Origin of the sequence: Candidatus Phytoplasma rubi (genome assembly GCF_026821955.1) — a bacterium.
Classification (GTDB): domain Bacteria; phylum Bacillota_I; class Bacilli_A; order Acholeplasmatales; family Acholeplasmataceae; genus Phytoplasma; species Phytoplasma vitis.
On sequence record NZ_CP114006.1, the window covers coordinates 638433 to 662419 of the forward strand.

The window sequence follows — 23987 nt, forward strand, 5'->3', positions numbered from 1 at the left end:
AAACTTCTTTCTGATAAATCATCCTAATTATTATCTCATTAAAATCTAAAACTTTTCTAAAAATTGAACAAAATCGAATATATAAATTAATTATTTATTACGCATTATTATAATAAAAATTTTATTTATTAAATAAGAATATTTAAATAATTTAAATTTCGGAAATCAATTGTCCTGAATCACCTGTTTTTAACAAAAAAGCACTTGCGTCATCAGTATCTAAATGACATTCTAATGAAAAACTTTCATCTACACGACATAAAACATTTCCTAAAATACCAGATTTAATACCATCAATTTTAATATTGATTACTTGTTTATCTACAACATTAAATTCCTTAGCTTCTTGTGGTGAAAAATGAATATGTCTATCAGCTATAATTACACCTTCTTTAATTTCGACTTGTCCCTTAGGTCCTATTAAAATAGCTGGAGCAGAACCTTTAATATCTCCTGAAGATCTAACAGGAACTTGCATTTTAATTCTTAAGCTATCACTTTGACTTATTTCTACTTGATCTAATTTTCTTACAGGACCTAAAATACGAACATTTTTTAAAATTTGTCCTGATAAACTCATAACATCAATTTTTTCTTCGGCAGCAAATTGCCCTTTTTGTTTTAAATTTTTACAAAAAGTTAATTTATAATTTTTAGAACCAAATAAAATATCAAGAGTTTCTTGAGATAAATGTGCATGCCTTCCTGAAACTCCTATTGGTATTAAATTCATAAATTCACATATCCTAATTTCTATTTAATTTATTTTTATTTTTTTAACTAGAATGATTTAATTAATATTATTTTTTTAATAAAAAAATTATTAAATTATATACAAATAATCAAAAAAATCATTATCATATTTAAATTATATAATAATGTAAATAAAATCAATAATTTAAATTACAAAAATTCAAAAAAGGAACCTGTATTATCATTAGGGTCGAATTGATCAATATCAGATTCGAATTGTTCATTATTTATTTTATTATTTGAATAAGTGTGTAATAATTTTTCTAAATATTTCCATTTTTTAATATGTTTTGGGTCTAAAAAATAATTTTTGATAATATCACGAGCTATATTGTAAGAATTACTAATAATATTACAAATTTTTTGTTCTTTTTCTTGTTCATTAGCTACCAATTTAAGTAATTCTGATTTTTCATTATTTTTTGTATCTTGTTCTAAAAACTTGTTTTCAAAAATATTTTTGTTACCTTCAGAATCGAACATTCCCAATTTTTCTATCATTTCTGAAGCAATCATTTGAACTTTTTTTAAATCATCACAAGAACCTATACTAACAGACTCGTAAAAAATTGATTCGGCTGCTCTTCCACCTAAAAATATAATAATTCTTTTAAGCAAATCATCACGAGTTAATAAATTTATATCTTTATTATCATTAGGTAAAAATAATGTATAACCGCCTTTGTCACCTCTCGACTCGACATTAATACGATGTACTTTAAAACCAAAAGCTTTAGATACAACAGCATGTCCTAATTCATGTATAATAATTCTATCTTGATCTAAATCATTTCTGGGAACTGTATTTTTAGGTCCTAAAACTACTTCATCCCAAGCATCATAAAAATTATCTATTGTTACTTCATTATTATTTGATTTATTAACTAATTTGTTTACTTCTTTTATCAAAGAATTCATTCCTGAAGCAGTAAAATTATTTTTTGATAAAAAATGAGATAAATTTTTTTTTTCTTCTTCTTTAAATGAAAATTTATATTTTTTAATAAAATATTCAAGAAGATTTCGAATATCATCCTGATTAGGATGGCCTAAATAAATATGTTTTCCTAAACGTCCTTCTCTAATCAAAGCTTCATCTAACAAGTCTTTTCTGTTGGTAGAACCAAAAACAATTCCATAAGGAGGTCTGCTTTTACCCTCTCCAGAATTAAAACCATCAATTTCTGATAATAAAGCGTTCAAACTATTTTCTATTTCAATATTTGTATTTCCTTCTGAACTTCTTTTTCTACCTATAGAATCTATTTCATCAATAAAAATAAAAAAATACCTTTGACCCTTATTAAAAGCTGTTTCTCTAGCTGTTTTAAAAAGTTTTCTGATACGAGCGGCTCCTACACCTACATATTTTTCTACAAATTCAGAACCATTAACAACATAAAAAGATGCATTTTTTCTCAAAGAACCAGCTAAACACTTAGCTAAATAAGTCTTACCTGTACCAGGAGGCCCATGTAACAAAAATCCTCTGGGAATATCTTGATTTTTATTTTTAATATTATCTATTAATTCATTCATGTCTTTTTTAACAAACTTAGAACTTTGAAAATCATCTTTAATTGTAAGATTATTTTCTTTAATTATTTTATCTTCGGCCCATTTTTTATCTGAATCGTTTAAAACATCAACATTTTTAATATTTGATATCGAACTAATGCCAACAGAAAAAAAGAAAATCATTAAAATATAAAAAACAATATTAACAATTATTTGAACTATTGATAAATAATATTTTAAATTTTTTTTTTTAGGTGATAATGGCGGTGGTATCGGTTTATTTCCTTGAGGGTTTTCAAAGATTTGTGGTTGCCAATTCATTTTATATCTCTCCTTTTATATTTTATTTTAGAAATAAAAATATATTTTTAAAACAACTTATATTTAAAATCATTTAAACAAAAAATATAAAAAAATTTTGAATGAAAATTAAAATTTAAAAATTTTGAATAGAAATTAAAATTTTTTTATATTTTTAAAAGATTTAATTTTGTTTTAATTTATATTTTTGCAAAAAATTATATAATACAGAAAATGGTTTTTTTTGAATTTTAGTTTGAGTATAATCAAAAGATAAAGGAACTGATTTATTAATAATAACTAAATGACGATTTAACAAAACTTCTTTTTTGAATTGAATTAATTTAGATTTTATTTTTAAATTTAAATTATTTAAATTATCAAAAATATTTTCTAAATTATCAAATTGATTCAATAATTTCAAAGCTGTTTTAGGTCCTATTGAAGGAACTCCTTTAATATTATCCGAATTATCTCCTGTTATACTTTTAAAATCAATCATTTGATTAGGCCTCAAACAAAATTCTTTCTCTAATGTTTGAGAATCATAATAAATAACATTTTTTAAACCTTGTTTAATTAAACAAACTGTAATATTAGAATCTATTAATTGAAGAAAATCTTTATCACTAGAAAAAATAAGAACAGAAATATTATTTCTTCCTGCTTGTTTTGCAATAGTTCCGATAATATCGTCAGCTTCGTAACCATCTTGTGAACAATGATGTATGCCTGACAAAGTTAAATATTCTTTAATTAAAAGAATTTGATTAATCAAAGATTCAGGAGTTTTAACACGACTTTGTTTATATCCTTCGTAAAATTTATGTCTATATGTTTTATATTTAGAATCAAAAGCGACACAAATATAATCTTCAGTTTTTTCCAAAATTTTTCTAAACATGTTTATAAAAACTATTAATGCATTTACATCTTGTCCTTCTTTATTTTGCATTATTTTTTTGTTTTTATAATAAGTAGCGTAATAAGCTCGAAAAACCAAAGAATTACCATCTACTAAAACTAATTTACGCATTTTTTATTTCTCTCCAAAACAAATATTTATAAACGAAAAAATCATTTTTAATTTAAAAATTTATTCAATAAATCTTCAGGATTATTTAAATCATTTAAATCTAAATTCTTCATTTGTTTAGATATTTGTTTTTGTTTTTTAATAAATTCTATTAAATGACTAATGTCAGTTGGCTCACTTCCTGAACCTTTAACAATTCTAGTTCTTCTTCTATTATTATTTTCAATTAATTTAGGTTTCAATCTTTCTTCTTTGGTCATACTTTGAATAATAGCTTGAAATTTTTGAATAACATCATTTTCTAAAAAAGGCATTTTTTTGATTTTAGAATTGATCCCTGGAATAAAACTTAACATTTTACTCATAGAACCTAATTTTTTTAACAACTTAAGTTGTTTTATTAAATCATTATAATTATAATCTTCTTGTAAAATTCTATCTAAAACTTTTTTATCTTGTTTTGTATTTATTTTATCTTCTACATTATCAATTAAAGTTAAAATATCACCCATATCTAATATTCTAGAAGCCATACGTTCTGGATAAAAAATTTCAAAATTATCATCGTTATGTTTTTCTGAAGAAGAAGTGAATTTAATAGGTAACTTAGTGATATACTTCATCGATAAAGCAGCTCCACCTTTAGTATCAGAATCCATTTTGGTTAAAATAATCCCTGTAGCTCCTATTTGTTCATGAAAACTCTTAGCTATATTCACAGACTGTTGACCTAAAAGAGCATCAGCTACAATTAATACATCAGACGTATTAACTTTTTGTTTAATATTTTTTATTTCTTCTATCATTTCGGTATCAATAGTCAAACGTCCCGCTGTATCAACAATAACTACATCAAAATTATTTTGTTCAGCATATTTTATACCATTTTCAACAATATCCAAAACTTTTTTATCTTTTTGATTAAAAACTTCGATACCTATCTTTTCTCCAATATATTTTAACTGTTCTACAGCTCCAAATCTATAGATATCAGCGGCAATTAATAAAACTTTTTTTTGCATTTTCTTTTTAATCCAAAAAGATAATTTACCAGCAGTTGTAGTTTTTCCGCTTCCTTGTAATCCCATCAAAAGAATAATATTTAATTTTTTATCTAAACTTAAAACGGTATTTTTATGACCTAAAATAATTGTCAAAATATCTTTTATAATTTTAATAACTTGTTCTTGAGGTTTAATTCCTTTAATAACTTCTTGTCCTAAAGTTTTTTGCTTTATTAATTCATTAAATTCAGTAATAACTTCGTAACTTACATCGGCTTCAAGTAAAGATAAACGAATTTCTTTCATTATCGTTTCAATATTTTTAGAACTAATAAATTTTTTTCCTCTTATTTTATTTATAATTTTAGAAAAACCATCGCTTAAAAAACTCATTTTATTTTTATAATCCTCTTCTTATTAATTTTAATCTTAAAAAACTAATTACCAAATAAAGCATAAATATACTGATTAATATCGAAAAATATTAAATCATCTAATTTTTCTCCGATACCTATATATTTAGTTGGTAAATTATAAATATGTTTAATAGTTAAAATTAATCCGCCTTTAGCGATTCCATCAAATTTAGTTAAAATAATATCGCTTAAAGAAACTATTTTATTGAATAATTCAACTTGTTTTAATCCGTTTTGTCCAATCATAGCATCTAAAATTAAAAAAGTTTTATGCGGAGCTTTAGGATATATTTTTTGAATAACTTTTTTAATTTTTTCTAATTCTTTCATTAAATTAACTTTATTTTCTAATCTTCCAGAGGTATCACATAAAATTATATCAAAATCTTTATTTTTGGCATAAGTTAAAGCTTCAAAAAATAAACTTGAAGCAAAATTATTATTTTCTTTATAAAAAACTTCGTTATTAGTTTTTTCTCCCCATATCTTCAATTGTTCTATAGCACCTGCTCTAAAAGTATCACCAGCTACTAATAAAACTTTTTTATTTTGTTTTTTATATTTATAAGCTAGCTTGCCAATAGTTGTTGTTTTACCTACTCCATTAACACCAACAAACAAAAAAACTTGTGTTTCATCTTTTTCCAATAAAAGATCTTTTTGTTTTAGAACGTCATCGCCTTTTTGATAAAAAGACAATATCTCATTTTTAATTAAAGGTAATAATTCAGAAGATTTTGAAATTTTATTTTCTTTAATTATTTGTTTAATTTGTGTAATTAAAAAAGAAGAAGTTTTAACTCCGATATCTGATTTAATAAATAAAATTTCTAAATCATCTAATAAAGTTAAATTAATATTTTCTGTTTTTAAAACGGTATCAACCCATTGAATAAAATCATATTCTAATTTTTTAATTCCTAAAAAAAATTCTTTTTTAGGATTTTTTTTAAATAATTTTTTTAAAAAATTAAACATACAAACACCTTTTTTTATATATTTTTTTAAAAGAAAAAAATCGCCAAATTATAATAAAAAAATATTTAAACAATTTCATTATTTAATTATTTTATTTATCTTTTTTCAAATTTGAGTTTAAACTAACAATTTTTTTACATTTTGGATAAGAACTACACAACCTAAAAAATCTCCGCATCTTCCTTTTCTTTTTACTAAAAAAACCACATAAATCACATTTTTCTTGTTCGACAAACTCTTCTTTTTTAATTTTCAAACTTATAATTTTTTTACATTTTGGATAAGAACTACAACCTAAAAAATCTCCGTATCTAACTTTTCTTTTTAATAAAAAAGCACCACATAAATCACATTTTGCTTCAGTAACAATAGAACGAGGCTTTTGTATTTTTTGATTAACTATATATATCATAAAGTTCTATAAAATAATTATAAAATTCTTTTAATAAATTTAATTTATCAAATTTACCAGAAGAAATTTTATCTAATTTGTTTTACATTTGAGCTGTATATTCTACATTAATTATCGAAGAAAAAAATTTATCTAAAGTTTCTTTAGTTAAAACTCCTAATCCAGTACAAACCATTTTTTTCTCTTTTCAATTATAACATAAGATCTTTTTTTTAATATCTCGATAATTGAAGCGTAAGTAGAAGATTTTCCTATTTTTAAGTTTTCTAATTCTTTAATTAAAGAAGCTTCTGTAAAAAGAGGAGGTGGAGTGGTCATTTTTTTAATTATTTCGATCTCTTTATAACTATATTCTTTATTGATTTTTAAAAAAGGTAAAAAAACATTTTTAAATGAAGCTTTTAAAGCTTTATAATAACCTTCAAAAACCATTTCATTGGCTTTGGCTAAAAAATATATTTATCTACTTTAAACAAAAATTGATTTTTATTAATAACAGCATCTGACATAAAACTAGCTAAAGTACGTTCATAAATCATATTATATAAAGAAAATTCATATTTATTTAAATATTTAGTTAAACTCTCAGGAGTTCTTTTAATATCAGTTACTCTAATAGCTCCATGGGTGTCACTAATATTTTTATTTTTATTATATTATGATTTTTGAGCGTTTCCTAAAAATTCTTTACCATATTGTGTTTTAATAAAAGATTTTATTTTGGTACCAAATTCATCAGAAATCCTAAAAAAATCTGTCCTCATATAAGTTATTAAACCAATTCTTAAATTATCTATTTCAACACCTTCATAAAGTTTTTGAGCTGTCATCATAGTATTTTGAGCTCCCATAGAAAGATTTTGAAAAGCATCTTGTTGCGATGTAGATGTAATAAAAGGTTTAGGAGGTTTTTTAATAACTTTTTTATTTTGAATACTTTCTAATAAAAATTTTTTATCTTTAATTTTATTAAAAATTTGAAGCGCTTCTTCTTCTTTAATTTTATGGTTCTTTAGGTGTAATAACTAAATTAGCTTGAAAATTCTCAAAATAAACTCTAATTAAATTATATTCTTCTGTAATAAATTTTTTACGTTCTTCTTCTAATTCAACAATTAATTTTAAAACAACTGATTGAACTCTTCCTGCTGATGGAGCATTAATTTTCTTTACTAAACTTAATAATTTGAAACCGATAATTCTATCTAAAATTCTTATAATTTCTTGAGAATCTACTAATTTTTTATTAATAACAGAAGGAACTTTGAATGCTTTTTGAATAACAATTTTTGTAATTTCGTTAAATAAAATTCTATTTTTATCTTTTTTATCTAAATTTAACACTTGTGATAAATGCCAAGCTATCGCTTCGCCTTCTCTTATCGGGATCCATAGCTAAAAAAACTTTTTGATTTTTTGTTTTTTTGAATCAATTCTTTAAGCGTTTGTTTTTTTATCAATAATAATATAATCAGGACGAAAATTATTTTTAATATCAATTCCTAAACGTTCTGGACCTGAAACAGCTAAATCTCTAATATGTCCTTTTGAAGATAAAACTAAAAAATCATCACCTAAATAACTACTAATAGTTTTAACTTTAGAAGGAGATTCTAAAATAACGACTTGTTTTTTCATAACAAAAATCAACTTTCTTGTTTTTACATATCTTTTTTTATTTTACTTTATATATCTATAAAAAAATTTTTAAATTAAGATCATAATTAACTTTTGGCATTTTATTACTTTGAATTTTTTTAAAAATCATCAATAATAAATTATTTTCTTGTTTCGAATAATCAACATCAGAAAAATTATTATATGTTTTGGTCATCAAAAATTGAAATGAAATTTCTGTTTCTAAATCTAAATCAGTTAATTTAAAAAGTTTTTTTAGACAAAGAGAATAATTTATTTGTAAGTATTTTAAAAAATAATCGATAATTTCTTTTTTTATGAAAAGATTTTCTTTAATACAACCACAAATAGCTAAAGAATATCCTATTTCCTTATAATTAAATTTAGGCCATAAAACTCCTGGTGTATCTAATAATTTCATATTATTTTCTAAATTAATCCATTGAATTTGTTTAGTAACTCCTGGTAAATTAGCTGTTTTCATTAACTTTTTACCTGCTAAACAATTAACTAAAGTAGATTTTCCTACATTAGGAACGCCTACAATCATAAATTTTAAAAATTTTTTGATTTTTATTCCTTTATATTGAAAAATTTCTCTAATTTTTGGATATATCTTATTAATATTAATTTTTTGTTTAGCATCAATATTCAAAGTATATAAAAATTTTTTTTGATGAAAGAAATCAAGAAAAAAACTATTTTTATCTAAATCAGCAAGTGAACTTTTATTTAACAAAATTAAAAAAGGTTTATTATTTAAAAGTTTTAAAAGTTCAAAATTCATACTAGAAAAAGGAATTCTTGCATCTAAAAGAATCAAAATGCAATCAACAAATTTTAAATTATTTCTAATATTTTTTAAAGTTTTGGACATATGTCCTGGAAACCATTGAATATCAATCATAAAAAAACACCGTTACCTATTTTATTATAATAATTACTTGTTAGTATTTTTAATTTCTTGTTCTAATTCCTTTAAAATATCATCTATATTTTGAGTTTCAAATATTTTTTTACTATAAACTTTATAAATTTCTTCTCCCATAATTGTAATAATAGAACATCCTATTTTAACAATAATTTTATTATAAAAAATTTTCATAAAAGTTATTTTAACCCAATGAAAGGGATTTAATAAATTTAAAGTATTTGAAAAAACATTGTAAATTTTACGAGTTTTACGATATTTATGCACATACTTTTGATCTACTAATTTTTGTTTTAAAACAAAAATTTGTCTCAAAGTCATTTTTTTAAAATAAAATATAATTTTTTTATTAAATAAACTATCTAGTCTATCATGAACATAATGAATCAAAGCTAAACTTTCTTTAATATTCAGTTCTAAATAGGGAAAATCAGACTCAGGATAAAAAGTAGAAGACACTTCTAAAATTAAATTTTTACAATTAATTAATAAAAAAGAAATATAATCATCTGGTTTCTTTTTGATATCTTTTTGAAAAATTTCTTGTTTATCTTTAATTAATTTATTCATATCTTCATTTGATAATTTATCATTTGTATTTTCTGTTTTATAAATGTTTTTATTAAAATTTCTTAAAATAGAAAATAAATATAATAAAGAAAAAAATATAAATCCTGAGATTAAACCCGCAAAATAAGAAATAAAAATTTTACAATTATCCCAACTAAACAACCAACTAAAATCCATTAAAAACTCCTTAATTATAAAAATAAAAATTCTTTTATTAATTTTAAAATAAAAAAAGAAATTTTAAAAAAATAAACATATAATAGTAAATCAATTACTTTCTTTCTTTAAACCCAAATAAAGACATTTATCTCTACCAAGGGTAGAATTTAAATATAAATTAGGAATCCAAATAATAATATTTTGTTGATCCATTACTAACCAAATCTTTTGCCTTTCATTTAAAGGGATTTTAGAATTAATAAAAAATTTTTTTAATTTTTGAGTTCCGAAAGAAAATTTTAAAATATCGCCTTTTTTTTTAGTTCTTACAAAAAAAGGAGGTTGAAGACGATTTAGATCATAAAATATCTTTTGTTTCACAAAACAAAAAGATAAAAAATTTTTATCAGAAGCGTAATGTATGGAAGGTTTAAAATTTTTAGAAATCACTTCAGAATTTCTATGTTTCAAAAAAAATTTATAATATTGTTTAACTAATATCCATTCTTTAGATAACAAATCCCATTGAATACTAGGTTTATTATTATTTTGTAAACCTTTTACAATATTATTAATCAAAGAAAAATTTTTATCAATTTTTTTTTCTTCCAATAAAAATAAAATAATATCTTTTTGAATAACAATATCTAGTTTTAAAAAAGATTGTAAATTGAAAAAAGTTTTATCTATTATTTTATCTAAAAAAGAATGAGTTTGTTTTCTTATAAAATTATTAATTTCCGACATTTGAAAATGAAACTTTTGAATATTTTTCAAAAAATTATTTAACTCTTTGAAAAAAGGTATAATTTGATTTCTTATTTTATTTCTAGTATATATATTCAAAGAATTAGTATGATCTTCTAAAAAAGATATTTTTTTTTCAGAAGCATAATCCAAAATTTTTTGTTTTGGAGTATACAAAAAAGGTTTTAAAAAATAAAAACCATCATTAAAATAAGACGTTTGCATGCCACTATATCCTAAAAAAGAACTACCTCGGGAAATTTTGAATAAAATATTTTCTGCTAAATCATCCAAATGATGAGCCGTTATTAAATAAAAAGTCTTATATTTTTCAGCAATTTGTTTTAATTTTTCTTTTCTAAGTATTCTAGCCTCATTTTGAAAATTTTGTCCTACTATTTGTAATTCAAAATAATAAAAAGGAATTTTTTTCGAAAAACAATATTTTTCGACTAAAATTTTATCTTCTAACGATTCTTTTCGTTTCAAATGATTAAAATGAACCACAACTAAATTATACTGTAAATGATATAAATAATCCAGTAAAACCATAGAATCAACGCCACCACTTACAGAAATAATATAAATATTTTTTTTATCTAATTTGAAAAATGCAGAAAAACAAATCATAATTTAAATTCCTTTTAAATATTTTAAACTATTTTTATTATTTTATATTTTTGTTTCTAATTTTTTTAATTTTAACACATTTAATTGTTGTTCGTCAACTAAACTAGGACTTTGCATCATTAAATCTTGACCACTTTGAGTTTTAGGGAAAGCGATTACGTCTTTAATATTGTTTGTTTTAGTAAATAACATCACTAAACGATCTAAACCTAAAGCTATACCACCATGAGGAGGAGCTCCGTATTTCAAAGCCTCATTGAAAAAACCAAAATTTTGTTCAATTTCTTCTTTTTTTAAACCTAATTTATTAAAAATAAATTCTTGAACTTGAGATTGATAATTTCTTAAAGAACCACTACCAATTTCATAACCATTAAAAACCAAATCATAAGTTTGTCCTTTTACTTTATCAGGGACCTCATATAATTGTTGAACATCAATAGGTAAAGTAAAGGGATGATGCATAGCATAATATCTCTTTTCTGATTCATTAAATTCTAATAAAGGAAAATCAACAACCCATAATAAAGATTCTTTATTCGAATCATATAAATCCAAATTTTTAGCTAATTCATTTCTTAAAAAACCTAAAGCTTTTAACAAATTATCTTCATTAATTCGATGTTCTTTATTAAATAAAATAAAAAAACAAATTTCTTGTTCTTCTAAAAACGAAACCTCTTTAATATAATTATTTAAATAACCTTTTAATAAATTATCTTGTTTTTGAATAAAATGTAAATCCAAAGAGAAATTTTGTTTAATTAAGTTTTTATATTCATCCAATTTTTTTCTTGAAAAAAATTTTTTGAAATCAGAAATATTCAATTTAATACCTTTGATTATAGATTTAATATTATTTTGATTTAATTGTGTTAAATCAAAATAAGATGTTAAATCTTCGATTAATAAATCGAATCTTAAATCAGGTTTATCTGTTCCATATAAATTCAAAGCTTTATCATAAGTTATCTTTTGTAAAGGAGTTTTTAATTCTTTTTTAAGAATATCTTGAAAAAGATTTTTCATAATTTCTTCTACTAAAGTCATAATTTCTTTTTGGTCAAAAAAAGCCGTTTCAATATCTACTTGTGTAAATTCAGGTTGTCTATCAGATCTTAAATCTTCATCTCGAAAACAACGCGCTATTTGAAAATATCTTTCAAAACCAGACAACATATACAATTGTTTAAAAATTTGAGGAGATTGAGGCAAAGCATAAAAATTATAAGGATGAATTCGAGAAGGTACTAAATAATCTCTAGCTCCTTCAGGAATAGATTTGGATAAAATAGGAGTTTCTAATTCTAAAAAATCATTATCTAAAATCGTTTTTCTTATATTTTGAGTAATTTGATGACGTTTGACTAAATATTTTTTTTGTTCTTCTCTTCTCAAATCTAAATAACGATATTTTAAACGTTGTTCTTCTAAAGCATTTGTTTGTTCAAAAACATTTAAAGGTAAATTTTGAGCCTCAGATAAAAGATTACATTTTTCAATTAAAATTTCAATTTCACCAGTTTTTATTTTAAAATTTTTATTTATTCTTTCACGAACTAATCCTATAACTTCGACTACAGTTTCTACTTTAAAAGAAGCTATTTGATCATATTGATGATGATCATGATCTACCACCAATTGTACAATTCCTGAAAAATCTCTTAAAATTAAAAATATTTTCTTACCTATATTTCTTTTTCTAGCGATCCATCCTTTAATTAAAACTTTTTGACCATTCTGTTTTAATGTTATTTCGTTATTAGAAAAAATATATTTTGTTTTCATATTATGAACATAATCCTTCTTTTAAAAAATTAATAATTTCTTTTTTATCTATAATTACTTTTTTTTGATTAAAAACATTTTTAATATTAAATTTATTATTTTCGATTTCTTTTTTTCCTATAAAAATAATAAATTTAGGTTTTAAATCTAATATTTTGCGTAATTGTTTTTTAAAATTAAACACTTGATAATTCATTTCAGCTTTTATATTATTTTTTTTTATGGTTCTAGACAAAAATAAAGTATCTAAAATAATTTCTTCATCTAAAGAAAATAAATAAACATCTAAACATTCTTTTTGATAATTTTTAAAAAATAAATTCTCTTCTAAAACATTCATCAAACGTTCCATGCCGATGGCAAAACCGATACTATTAATTCGATGACCGCTAAATTCTTTTAAAAGTTCATTGTAATTTCCGCCGCCACCTAAAATATAATTTTGTTGATTAACATCAGAAAAAAAAGAAATTTCGAAAACAATATCAGTATAATAATCTAAACCTCTAACTAATCGAAAATCAGTTTCAAAATTAATTTGAGCTTCTTTTAAAATATCTAAAATTATTTTAAATTTAACTTTAGCTTCATCAGTTAAATAATTAAAAATAACGGGAGCTTCTTGTAAAAAAATTTTTGAAGAACATTCTTTACAATCAAAAATTCTTATAACATTTTGTTTTATTCTTTTTAAACATAAATCACATAATTGATCTTTATTTTTTTCAATATAAGGAACAAAATCATTTAAAAAACGTTTTCGAGATTCTAAATCTCCCAAACTATTAATAATAATTTTAGCCTGTTTTAAATTTAACATATCCAAAAGATCATTTATCAAAAAAAATAGTTCTACTTCTGATAAAAAATTTTTAATACCAATAATTTCAACGCCTATTTGATGAAATTGACGATAACGTCCTTTTTGAGGGCGTTCATAACGAAAAAAAGGACCATAATAATAAAATTTATTTAATTCATTAAAATGATAAAGTTTATTTTCGACATAACTCCTAACAATAGAAGCTGTCCCTTCTGGTCTTAAAGCGATTTTTCTTCCTTTTTTATCTATAAATTGAAACATTTCCTTTAAAACCATATCAGAATATTGAGCGGAACGTTGAAAAACTTCACTATATTCCAAAATAGGTGTTCTTATTTCATTAAAATTACATTTATTTAAATATTTTTTAATTTTATTTTCCACAATAGTCCATTTTTTAACTTCATCAAATGTTAAATCATGGGTCCCTTTAATTTTTTTCATAATTAATTTCTTTAATGAAAACCTCTATAAATTTATTAAATATCAAATAATTAAAATAAACTTAAAATAAATTTTTCTATTTGATCGAATATTAATTAATTTAAAATTCTTATTTTTTTTGAAATCTTTTTTTCATTTCTAAAAAAGAATTAATTTTAGTAATAACTAAATGACAATTAATTTTTTTATTAGCGATAGCGATATATAATTCATTAATTTTTTGGATATATTGTTTCCTAAAGTTTTTGGCTAAAAAAGATTTATCAATGACAAAATCTATTTTATGACTATATAATTCTTTGTCTAAAATTTCTTTTCCGTTTTTCACTAATTCTATGTTTTCTTTATTCAAGAATTTTTTAATTAATTTTTTAACATAAGAAGTTTTAACTATATTTAACCACTTTTTATTAACGCGAAAAATATTTTTATTAGTTCTAACAGAAATAATATCACCATTTTTTAATATATATTCCAAAGGAACAATTTTACCATTAACAATAGCTCCTGTCATTCTATAACCAATAGAAGAATGAATAAAAAAAGCGAAATCAATCGTAGTAGAACCTTTTGGCAATTCATAAACTTCTTGTTTTGGAGTGAAAACATAAACATTTTCTGTTAAAATATCATTCTTAATAGAATCTACCAAATTTTGAGAATTTTTATGTAAATCATTATCTGAATCTTTTGTTATTTTTATTAATTCTTGATACCATCTTAATTTTTGAGCAATTTCTAATTGTTTATCTTGTTTAGAATAAATTTTATTTTCTTTATAACCCCAATGAGCTGCAATTCCTTTTTCAGCAATTTCATCCATCTTTTTAGTTCTAATTTGAACCTCAAATAAAGTTCCATCTTTAGATAAAACAGTATTATGCAAAGATTGATATAAATTAGGTTTCGGAATAGCAATATAATCTTTAAATCTTAAAGGTAAAGGAAAATAATTAGAATGGATAATGCCTAAACAACGATAACATTCATCAACTTCGTCTACAATAATACGAATCGCTAATAAATCAAAAATCTCTTCAAAACTTACTTTTCTTTGTTTCATTTTTTTATAAATGCTATAAATATTTTTACTTCTACCGCTAATAGAAAAATTTTTAATATTAGATTGAACAAATAAAATTCGAATATTATAAATAATTTGTTGAATAGATTTTTCTCTTTCGTTTTTCTTCATATTAATCAAACGAGACATACGATAATACTGCTCAGGATTAATATAACGAAAAGATAAATCTTCCAATTCTGATTTAATTTTAAATAAACCTAAGCGATGAGCTAAAGGAACATAAATAGTTAAAGTTTCTTCCGAAATTCTTAATCTTTTGACAGGTCTCATTATTTTTAAAGTTTGCATATTATGAAGTCTATCAGAAAGTTTAACAAGGACAACGCGAATATCATTAGCCATAGCTAAAAACATTTTTTGTTGATTCTCAATTTGTCTTTGACGTTGATTAAAAACAATTTTAGTTAATTTAGTTGTTCTTTCAACTATATAAGCAATGTCTTCGCCTATAGAAGATTTCAATTCATCCAAAGTTAAATCAGTATCTTCTAAAACATCATGTAATAATCCTGCCATCAAAGTATTAGGTTCGCTTTTTAAATCTGCTAAAATTTGAGCAACACGAATAGGATGAATAATAAAATCTTCTCCTGTTTCTCTTTTTTGTTTTTTATGTTTAAGTTGAGCTAATAAATAAGCTTTATGTATTTTCTTTAAAATATATTTATCAGTAATATACGAATTAATTTGAACCATTAATTTTTTATAAATATCTTCCTCGTTTTCTAATTTTTGAATTAATTGACCTTCCATACAAATAAACCTATGCTTTCTCTATTTTTTTATTATTATAAATTATTTAGAAAAATAAAGTTTAAACATATAACATTTTTTTGTTTTGAGAATAAACTTCTTTTATTATACCAGCACCTAAACAAAAATCTCCTTTATAAAAAGAACAAACTTGACCAGGAGTAACTAATTTAATTTTTTGCGGATAATAAATCTTAATTGTACTTTCATTTAAAAATATAATTTCAACTTCTTGATTAAATTGACGATAACGAAATTTAGCTTCTATTTTCATTCTAGCGTTTTTTTTATAAATATTACCCTCACAATTTCTCCAAACAACATCAATAATTAAAGCAGAATCACTATATAAATAAGGACTTTCCGCATTTTGATCTACATAAAGAATATTATTTTTTAAATCTTTTCCGACAACAAACCAAGGAGATTGGTTTTCTTTTGTAACCTTTAAATTTAATCTTTTTCTTTGACCAATAGTATACTTAATAACACCTTCATGTTCTTTCAAAAAGACACCATTCATATCTTTAATAGGACCTTTATTAGTCTTTAAGTAATTATTTAAAAAAACAAAAAAATTTCTTTCGCCAATAAAACAAATACCTGTAGAATCTTTTTTTTTAGCAGTAATTAGATTTGCCTTAGCAGCAATTTCTCTCACTTGTGCCTTAGTCAACTCTCCTAAAGGAAAAAGAACTTTTTTTAATTGTTCTGTTTTTAATTGAGACAAAAAATAAGTTTGATCTTTATCATGATCCAAAGCTTTAGCTAAAATAATTTCTTTGTTTTTATAAATAATCCTAGCATAATGCCCCATAGCAATATAATCTGGATTAAATTGCTCAACATATTTAACAAAAATATCAAATTTAATTTTATTATTACATAAAACATCAGGATTGGGAGTTAAATTCGCTTTTAAACCGTTTAAAAAAGAAGTAAAAACTTGATTCCAATAATCCTCTGAAAAATCAACCTTATGACATTTAATATTCAATTGTTCAGCGACTTTCAAAGCATCATTGAAATCTTGTTCTTGAGGACAAATATTATTATTAACAAAAGGATTACCTTCTACATCATAATTCAAGCTACTATCCCAATTACGCATAAAAACACCTTCGACTTCATAACCTGCTTTTTTTAAAAGAAAAGCAGCTACACTACTATCAACTCCGCCAGATAAACCAATTATTACTTTTTTTTTCATATTTGTCCTTTAAATTTTTAAATATTTTTTATTTACACTATTCTCTTTCTATGTAAATAGGAAGTTTTAATTCTGTACGATAAGAAAGACTATAAGATAAAATTTTAGGTCCAGAAGATATTTTATTTCTTTTATATTGACTTTGATAAAAATTTTTAATATATCTTACAACCAATAACAAACTTTCTTGATAAGTTAACAAAAAAGTTTTTTCTATTAAAAAAGCTATCTTTTCTTTTGAAAAACTATTATTTAAATGATGATATAAAATAAAATCTTCTACAATAACTTGAAAATTTAAAAATTTTTCTATTTTAGATAAATAGAAATTTTTAATATCTTCTTCAATAAATATTTTGTTTTCTTTAAAATGAAAAAGAATTAATTCAGACATTAAAGTATTAGGTATACCTAAATTTAAATTATATAAAAAAACATTATCTGAACGGAAACCAGAATTTATTCTTCCAACAGCCAAATCTGATAAATTATCGCTTTCTAAAACCAATTTATTAAATCCATCGTTAAAAAGTTTTTCTAAACATGGAAATTCGTTTTCTTTAATAATTTTAACATTAGTTATACCTAAATTTTTTAATAATTTTTTCGTTAAAAATAAAATATGTAGATCATCAGAATAATTTAATTCTTTAATAATAATTTCTAAATATTGTAAACTCTTTTTATTATCGCGAAAGTATTGAAAAACTACTAAAAGAATCAAAATTTCATTTAATCTATTTTTCATTTCTAATATAATTTTAGAATTAAATATAGAAGACATTTTCGTTTTCAAAGATAATACTTGAATAAGATTGGATAACTTCAATTGTTTTTCTAATTCTTCCTTGTTATCATCCAAAAAAGGCCTAGAATTAAAATTTTTTTCAAATTCATAAAGATCTACTTCTTCAACTTCGAAATAAGATTTAATAAAAACAAATTCTTTTCCGATTTTTTGATCTGCATAAGTTGTATCAATTCTTCTTTGATATTTAATAGCATCTATAAAAACATCTACTACCAAACTAATATCTGAACTTGTTAAATGTTTTTCACCAATAATTTTTCCTAAAACAGCTGCAATTTTATGATTAGAAAAAAGATTATCCTCCGAAGATTCTGTTATACCGCTACTAGTATAAAAATATCCACCTATTTGTTTACGTGAATGATTTAAAACCGCTAATTTACGAAGTCGATCTTTACCAAAATGTTCTGTAGAAGAAGATAAATTAAAAATCAAATGTGCTCCATTCAAAACCATTAAATCGCTAGGTGATTCAATAGTCCATAAATCTTGACAAATTTCAACACCAAAAATAATATCAAATTTTTTATTAACAAATAAAATATTTCCGATAGGAACTTGTTGTCCTAAAAAATTAATTATTTTAGTATCTATATATTTCCCTGATTGGAACCATCTTTTTTCACTAAATTCTTTATAATTAGGTATCATTTGTTTAGGAACAATACCTAAAATTTTTTTATTTTGAATAACCACAGCTACATTAAAAATAACTTCTTGGAATAAAAAAGGCATCCCAATTAAATAAACACCTTTAAAAGAATTATTATTAATAAGAAAATTAAGAGAATTTATATTTTCTTCTAAAAAAGTAGTTTCGAAAAATAAATCTCCTGCTGAATAACCACTTAAACATAATTCTGGAAATAAAACCAAACTTGATTTGCTTTTATTTAAAACTTCAATAATACTTTTAGCATTTTTAAATGAATTACCAACATATAAATCAGGGCTTGACATTTCTATTTTGATAGAGTTATTTTTATACATTTATTTCAAAACCTTTCTAATTATGTTTTTTTCATTTTTAATTGTTATAAATGTACATTGGATAAATCATTTTTCAATAAATTTTTATAGTATTTAGTAAAAATATCTAAAATATCTTTTTGATATGTTAAAGAAAAAAATATATAAAATATTTATTAAAATATTATAATAGTTTTTCATTTTTTTCAAGAACATCTCTTTTTTCAATTACAAAACCAACAATAACTAAAGATAAAAAAGAACAAAAGATTCTACCAAAAAAAATTTTTAATTCGTCTTTGTCTTCGATTAAAGAAGAAAACAAAACAATCATTCCATCAGTAAACAATAAAACTAAAATAAAATTTATACCACAAATATCTTTTAAAATTTTTTGGAAAACATCCATTCCGCCTGTATTATATCCTAAATTACGAATATTACTTAAGGTATAACCGATAAAAAAACCGCCTAAAAGAGTAGATATCATAAATGTTTTAAAATCATTTTTGTTTAGGTCAATAAAAATTATTGATAAAAACGATTTTCTTAAATCTATTCCTATAAAATAATTTAAAAGAAAAAAACAACCAGTTAAAAAAAAGGATAAAAAAATCGTTTTTTGACAAAAATCTTTGCCAAAAAATTTATAACTTAATAAAATAGTTACAAAATTATAAAAAAGAACAAAAATAAATATCCATAAATCAAAAATTTGTGGTTCTGATAATAATTTATTACATGAAACAAATTTAATAATTTGTACTGTTAATAAAGATAACCCATCTAAACCACCATTATTCAATTTAGGACCTAAAATAAAAAAATAAATAACAAAAGCTAATAAAAAATCATTTAATATAATAAAAAACCATTTATAAAAAACATTATCAGAAATCTTTTTATAATTTATCATATTTTGTATATTCAACTAAATTGCCTTAATATTTGTAATTTATATAAAATTAAATTTTAAATTATAATTTTTTTTAAATAAAAATTTTATAAAATTATAATATTTTTATTGTTTTAAAAAAGCATTGATGAATTCATCTAAATAACCATTCATAACTAATTCAATTTGAAAAAATTCATGATTAGTACGATGATCTTTTACCATTTGATAAGGATGAAAAACATAACTTCGAATTTGATTACCCCAACTAATATCTTTTTGATCTTCTTTTAAATTATTTTCATTTTCTTTTTTTTTCATAAAAGCTAAATTTAATAATTTAGTTTTTAAGATTTGTAAGGCTTTTTCTCTATTTTTAATTTGACTTCTTTCATTTTGACAGTTTACTACTATATTAGTAGGTAAATGAGTTATTCTCACAGCCGAATCAGTTGTATTAACATGTTGTCCACCGGCTCCGCTACTACGAAAAACATCAATTCTTAAATCTTCATCTTTAATATTAATTTGGATTTCTTCTTTTATTTCAGGCAAAACTTCACAAGATACAAAAGAAGTATGTCTACGTAAATTAGAATCAAAAGGAGATACTCTCACTAATCTATGAACTCCTCTTTCAGATTTCAAATACCCGTAAGCATAATTACCTTTAATCAATAAACTAACTGCTTTTAAACCAGATTCTGAACCTTGTTGTAAATATAAAATTTGAGTTTGAAAGTTTTTTCTTTGAGCATATCTTTGATACATTCGAAATAACATTTCGCACCAATCTTGAGATTCTGTACCTCCTGCTCCAGGGTGTAAAATCAAAATAGCATTATTTTCGTCATAAGGTTTATTTAATAAAATATTAATTTCAAATTTTTTAATATCTTTTTTTATTTTTTTCAAATCTTCAATCAAAATTAAAAAATCATTATCATTTTCTTCTGTTAAATCTAACAAAACAATTAAATCATTTAAATTTTTTTTTAATTCCAAAAAAGAATTAACTTGTTCTTGTAATTTAGAAAATTGTTTAGTTATTTTGGCCGCATTATCACTTTGCCCCCAAAAAGAAACCTCTGCCATCAATTTATTAATTTCTTCAATTTTTTCTTTTTTTTCTTTTAAATTAATTTTATATTCTAAATCTGATAAAATCTTTTTTAAATTTTCTAAAGTTTTATTGATTTCATACTTGTCCATTATATATTAAATAATCCTTTTAAAAAAATATTCTAATTCCATGGTTTTTTAATAGATTTATATTGTCTTCTTTTTCTTCTATTAATAATATCTTTTTTTAAATTATTTTTACTTAAAATTTGATCTTGTTGTTTTCTTTCTAAAAAATCTTCTTTTGAAAAAAAGAATTTTAAAATAATACGTGTTGTTTCAAAACAAATATTGTCCATCATTTCATTAAAAAAAGTACATCCTGTATCTTGATAAACTGTTAAAACATTTTGTTGTCCGTAACTTAAAAAATTAATACTTTTGCTTAACATATTCATATCTGACATATGACGTCTAAAATGATTATCAATATTTTGAAGCATAATAAATCTTAAAGTTTGAAAATAATAATCCTGACCATCAATAATCAAGTTTTGTTTATGTTGTTCTAAAATATTTTTAATTTTTTCATATACTAATTCAATTATTTCTTTTTCAAAATTATTTTTATTTTCTCCTATTTTTTGTAATTCTTCTAATTTCAGAATACCTTTAGGTAAAAATAATTTTTCCAGATAATCAATAAAATCAATTAAATTTTGATCTTCTATTTTGCCTATTTTATTTGATATAAAATATTTAATTTTTTTATTTACTGTTTTATGTATTATATTAATAACTAAATCTTCTATATTATCTAACGTTAAAATTGCTCTTCTTTGTGTATAAATGATTTTTCTTTGTACATCTAAAACGGAATCGAATTGTAAAATAAATTTACGATAATCAAAATTAGAAGATTCAATTTTCTTTTGTATATTAGTAAAAAATTTAGTGAAAAATTTATAAGAAATAGGTTTATTTTGTCCTTGATTCCCTTGAGTTCTTTTTAAAAGCGTGATCATTTTTTGAATTCGTACGCCACCAAAACGTTGAACTAATTCATCTTCTACTGAAACAAAAAATCTTGAATAACCAGGGTCTCCTTGACGACCAGCACGACCTCTTAATTGGTTATCAATCCTTCTTGATTCATGTCTTTCAGTTCCTAAAACAGCTAAACCACCTAATTCTACTACTCCTTCTCCTAAACGAATATCAGTACCACGACCTGCCATATTAGTAGCAATAGTAATTGATCCTTTTTGACCAGCTTTAGCAATAATCTCCGCTTCTTTAAAATGATTTTTAGCATTTAAAATTTCATGAGGAATTTTTCTTTTTTTTAAATTTCTTGAAATTTGTTCAGACACTTCTACTGTAACAGTTCCGATTAAAACAGGTTGTTTTTTTTTATATCTTTCTTCTATATCTTGAATTAAAGATTCCCATTTTTCCTCTAAAGTAGCAAAAACAAAATCAGGCATATCTTTTCTAATCATTAATTTATTAGTTGGAATTTCAATAACTCTCATATTATAAATACTAATAAATTCTTTTTCTTCTGTTTTAGCTGTTCCTGTCATACCAGATATTTTTTTATAAATACGAAAGAAATTTTGATAAGTAATAGTTGCATTAATTTCTGCTTCTCCTTCAATGCTACAACCTTCTTTCGCCTCTAAAGCTTGATGTAAACCATCACTAAATTGACGACCTTGCAAAACTCTTCCTGTAAATTGATCAATAATTAAAACTTTATTATTATCTACTAAATAATCTTTATTTTTATTCATAATAAAAACAGCTTTTAAAGCGTTTTTAATACAATGTATTAAAGAATAATTATTACCACTATATAAATTTTTAATTTGGAAAAAATTTTCGGCTTTAGCGATTCCTTCTTCGGATAATTCAATTGTTTTAGATTCTAAATCAATTATATAACTATTTTCTTTTAAAGTTTTAACAAAACGATTTGCATCTCTATAAAATTGAATTCCTTGTTTCGAAGGACTGGAAATAATTAAAGGAGTTCTAGCTTCATCAATTAAAATCGAATCTACCTCATCAATAATAGCATAATTATATTCTCTTGTCATCAATAAATTTTCAATATCATTTTGAATATTATCTCTTAAATAATCGAAACCTAATTCGCTGTTAGTAGAATAAAGAATATCACATTTATAAGCTAATTTTTTTTCTTCGATATTTTTGTCTTTAATATTTAAACCGACAGTTAATCCTAAAAAACGAAAAATATTTCCTATTTCTCCTTCAGATTCACGACGTGCTAAATATTCATTAACAGTAACAATATGAACGCCTTTACCACTTAAAGCATTTAAATAAGCGGACATAACTGAAGTTAAAGTTTTACCTTCACCCGTTTTCATCTCAGCAATTTTTCCTTGATATAAAACAACTGCTCCTAAAAGCTGTACATTATAAGGCGTTAACCTTGTAACTCTAGTACAAGCTTCTTTCGTTAAAGCAAAAGCTTCTGGTAATAAATCATTTAAAGAAGTTCCTTCTTGATACATTTTTTTTAATCGTTCGGTTTCTTTAGGAAAATCATCATCATTTAATTTAGCAAACCCCTCACTAAAATTACCCATTTTATTAACTAACAATTGAGCTTTTTTTAAGTATTTATTAGAAGAGTTAAAAAATTTTTTGAAAAAATTAAAAATCATTATTTTATGTTTAAACCTTTCTAAACAAATTTCAGATTTATTACAGAAAAAATTAATATTAAATTTGTTATCTTTTAATTCTTCGTATATTAAGAAGTAAAAGAATTTCTTAATTTTAATATTTTTTAAAATTTTTTAAAAAAAATATAATTTTAAATTTATAAACATAATTAAATTAAAAATATTTTTATAAATTAAAAAAATAATTATATTTATTAATTTATAAATTTAAAATTAAAAACTTTTTTTATTAAAATAATATTAAATTATATATTATTATACAAAATATATAAATGAATAAAAAGAATGTAATGAAAAAATAATTTCAATAAATAATAAAAACTATGTTTATTA

The 23987-nt window shown here is 22.3% G+C and carries 21 protein-coding genes; all 21 read right to left on the reverse strand.

Going from position 1 to position 23987, the window contains the following annotated elements:
- Positions 1-151 precede the first annotated feature (151 nt).
- Positions 152-733: a phosphate propanoyltransferase gene (pduL, locus tag RS022_RS03565; protein WP_268849790.1), complete on the reverse strand. Its 582-nt coding sequence runs from the start codon at positions 731-733 to the stop codon at positions 152-154.
- Positions 734-903: 170 nt separating this feature from the next.
- Complete coding sequence (locus RS022_RS03570) at positions 904-2592, reverse strand: AAA family ATPase (RefSeq protein WP_268849791.1); 1689 nt, start codon at positions 2590-2592, stop codon at positions 904-906.
- 163 nt (positions 2593-2755) lie between these two features.
- Positions 2756-3607: a 5'-3' exonuclease gene (locus tag RS022_RS03575; protein WP_268849792.1), complete on the reverse strand. Its 852-nt coding sequence runs from the start codon at positions 3605-3607 to the stop codon at positions 2756-2758.
- A 47-nt stretch (positions 3608-3654) separates the two neighbouring features.
- A complete protein-coding gene (ffh, locus tag RS022_RS03580; protein ID WP_268849793.1) occupies positions 3655-5004 on the reverse strand; it encodes a signal recognition particle protein in 1350 nt (449 codons plus the stop codon).
- A gap of 44 nt (positions 5005-5048) precedes the next feature.
- Complete coding sequence (ftsY, locus tag RS022_RS03585; protein ID WP_268849794.1) at positions 5049-6005, reverse strand: signal recognition particle-docking protein FtsY; 957 nt, start codon at positions 6003-6005, stop codon at positions 5049-5051.
- 91 nt (positions 6006-6096) lie between these two features.
- Positions 6097-6417: a topoisomerase DNA-binding C4 zinc finger domain-containing protein gene (locus RS022_RS03590; RefSeq protein ID WP_268849795.1), complete on the reverse strand. Its 321-nt coding sequence runs from the start codon at positions 6415-6417 to the stop codon at positions 6097-6099.
- A gap of 156 nt (positions 6418-6573) precedes the next feature.
- Complete coding sequence (locus tag RS022_RS03595) at positions 6574-6849, reverse strand: DNA topoisomerase (RefSeq protein WP_268849796.1); 276 nt, start codon at positions 6847-6849, stop codon at positions 6574-6576.
- A gap of 224 nt (positions 6850-7073) precedes the next feature.
- Entirely contained in the window at positions 7074-7418 is a 345-nt protein-coding gene (locus tag RS022_RS04275; RefSeq protein ID WP_420885776.1) for a DNA topoisomerase, read from the reverse strand.
- Position 7419: 1 nt separating this feature from the next.
- Positions 7420-7761, reverse strand: coding sequence for a DNA topoisomerase (locus tag RS022_RS03605; RefSeq protein WP_268849797.1), 342 nt, complete (start codon positions 7759-7761; stop codon positions 7420-7422).
- Between the two features lie 93 nt (positions 7762-7854).
- Complete coding sequence (locus tag RS022_RS03610) at positions 7855-8055, reverse strand: toprim domain-containing protein (protein WP_268849798.1); 201 nt, start codon at positions 8053-8055, stop codon at positions 7855-7857.
- Positions 8056-8110: 55 nt separating this feature from the next.
- Positions 8111-8962: a ribosome biogenesis GTPase YlqF gene (ylqF, locus tag RS022_RS03615; protein ID WP_268849799.1), complete on the reverse strand. Its 852-nt coding sequence runs from the start codon at positions 8960-8962 to the stop codon at positions 8111-8113.
- 33 nt (positions 8963-8995) lie between these two features.
- Positions 8996-9733 (reverse strand): hypothetical protein, encoded by a 738-nt coding sequence (locus RS022_RS03620; protein ID WP_268849800.1) that lies wholly within the window; start codon positions 9731-9733, stop codon positions 8996-8998.
- Positions 9734-9823: 90 nt separating this feature from the next.
- Positions 9824-11092: a tRNA lysidine(34) synthetase TilS gene (gene tilS, locus RS022_RS03625; RefSeq protein ID WP_268849801.1), complete on the reverse strand. Its 1269-nt coding sequence runs from the start codon at positions 11090-11092 to the stop codon at positions 9824-9826.
- A 42-nt stretch (positions 11093-11134) separates the two neighbouring features.
- Positions 11135-12880 carry an aspartate--tRNA ligase gene (aspS, locus tag RS022_RS03630; protein ID WP_268849802.1) on the reverse strand — a complete coding sequence of 582 codons (1746 nt, stop codon included), beginning with the start codon at positions 12878-12880 and terminating at the stop codon, positions 11135-11137.
- A gap of 1 nt (position 12881) precedes the next feature.
- A complete protein-coding gene (hisS, locus tag RS022_RS03635; protein WP_268849803.1) occupies positions 12882-14147 on the reverse strand; it encodes a histidine--tRNA ligase in 1266 nt (421 codons plus the stop codon).
- A 109-nt stretch (positions 14148-14256) separates the two neighbouring features.
- Complete coding sequence (locus tag RS022_RS03640) at positions 14257-15987, reverse strand: RelA/SpoT family protein (protein WP_268849804.1); 1731 nt, start codon at positions 15985-15987, stop codon at positions 14257-14259.
- 61 nt (positions 15988-16048) lie between these two features.
- Positions 16049-17197 (reverse strand): tRNA 2-thiouridine(34) synthase MnmA, encoded by a 1149-nt coding sequence (mnmA, locus tag RS022_RS03645; RefSeq protein ID WP_268849805.1) that lies wholly within the window; start codon positions 17195-17197, stop codon positions 16049-16051.
- 37 nt (positions 17198-17234) lie between these two features.
- Entirely contained in the window at positions 17235-18998 is a 1764-nt protein-coding gene (locus RS022_RS03650; RefSeq protein ID WP_268849806.1) for a nitrilase-related carbon-nitrogen hydrolase, read from the reverse strand.
- 163 nt (positions 18999-19161) lie between these two features.
- A complete protein-coding gene (locus RS022_RS03655) occupies positions 19162-19908 on the reverse strand; it encodes a YitT family protein (protein WP_268849807.1) in 747 nt (248 codons plus the stop codon).
- A gap of 90 nt (positions 19909-19998) precedes the next feature.
- On the reverse strand, positions 19999-21084 hold the full coding sequence (prfB, locus tag RS022_RS03660) for a peptide chain release factor 2 (RefSeq protein WP_268849808.1): 1086 nt from the start codon (positions 21082-21084) through the stop codon (positions 19999-20001).
- Positions 21085-21116: 32 nt separating this feature from the next.
- The gene (secA, locus tag RS022_RS03665; protein WP_268850215.1) at positions 21117-23630 is read right to left on the reverse strand and encodes a preprotein translocase subunit SecA; all 2514 of its coding nucleotides are present in this window, start codon (positions 23628-23630) and stop codon (positions 21117-21119) included.
- Between the last annotated feature and the right edge of the window lie 357 nt (positions 23631-23987).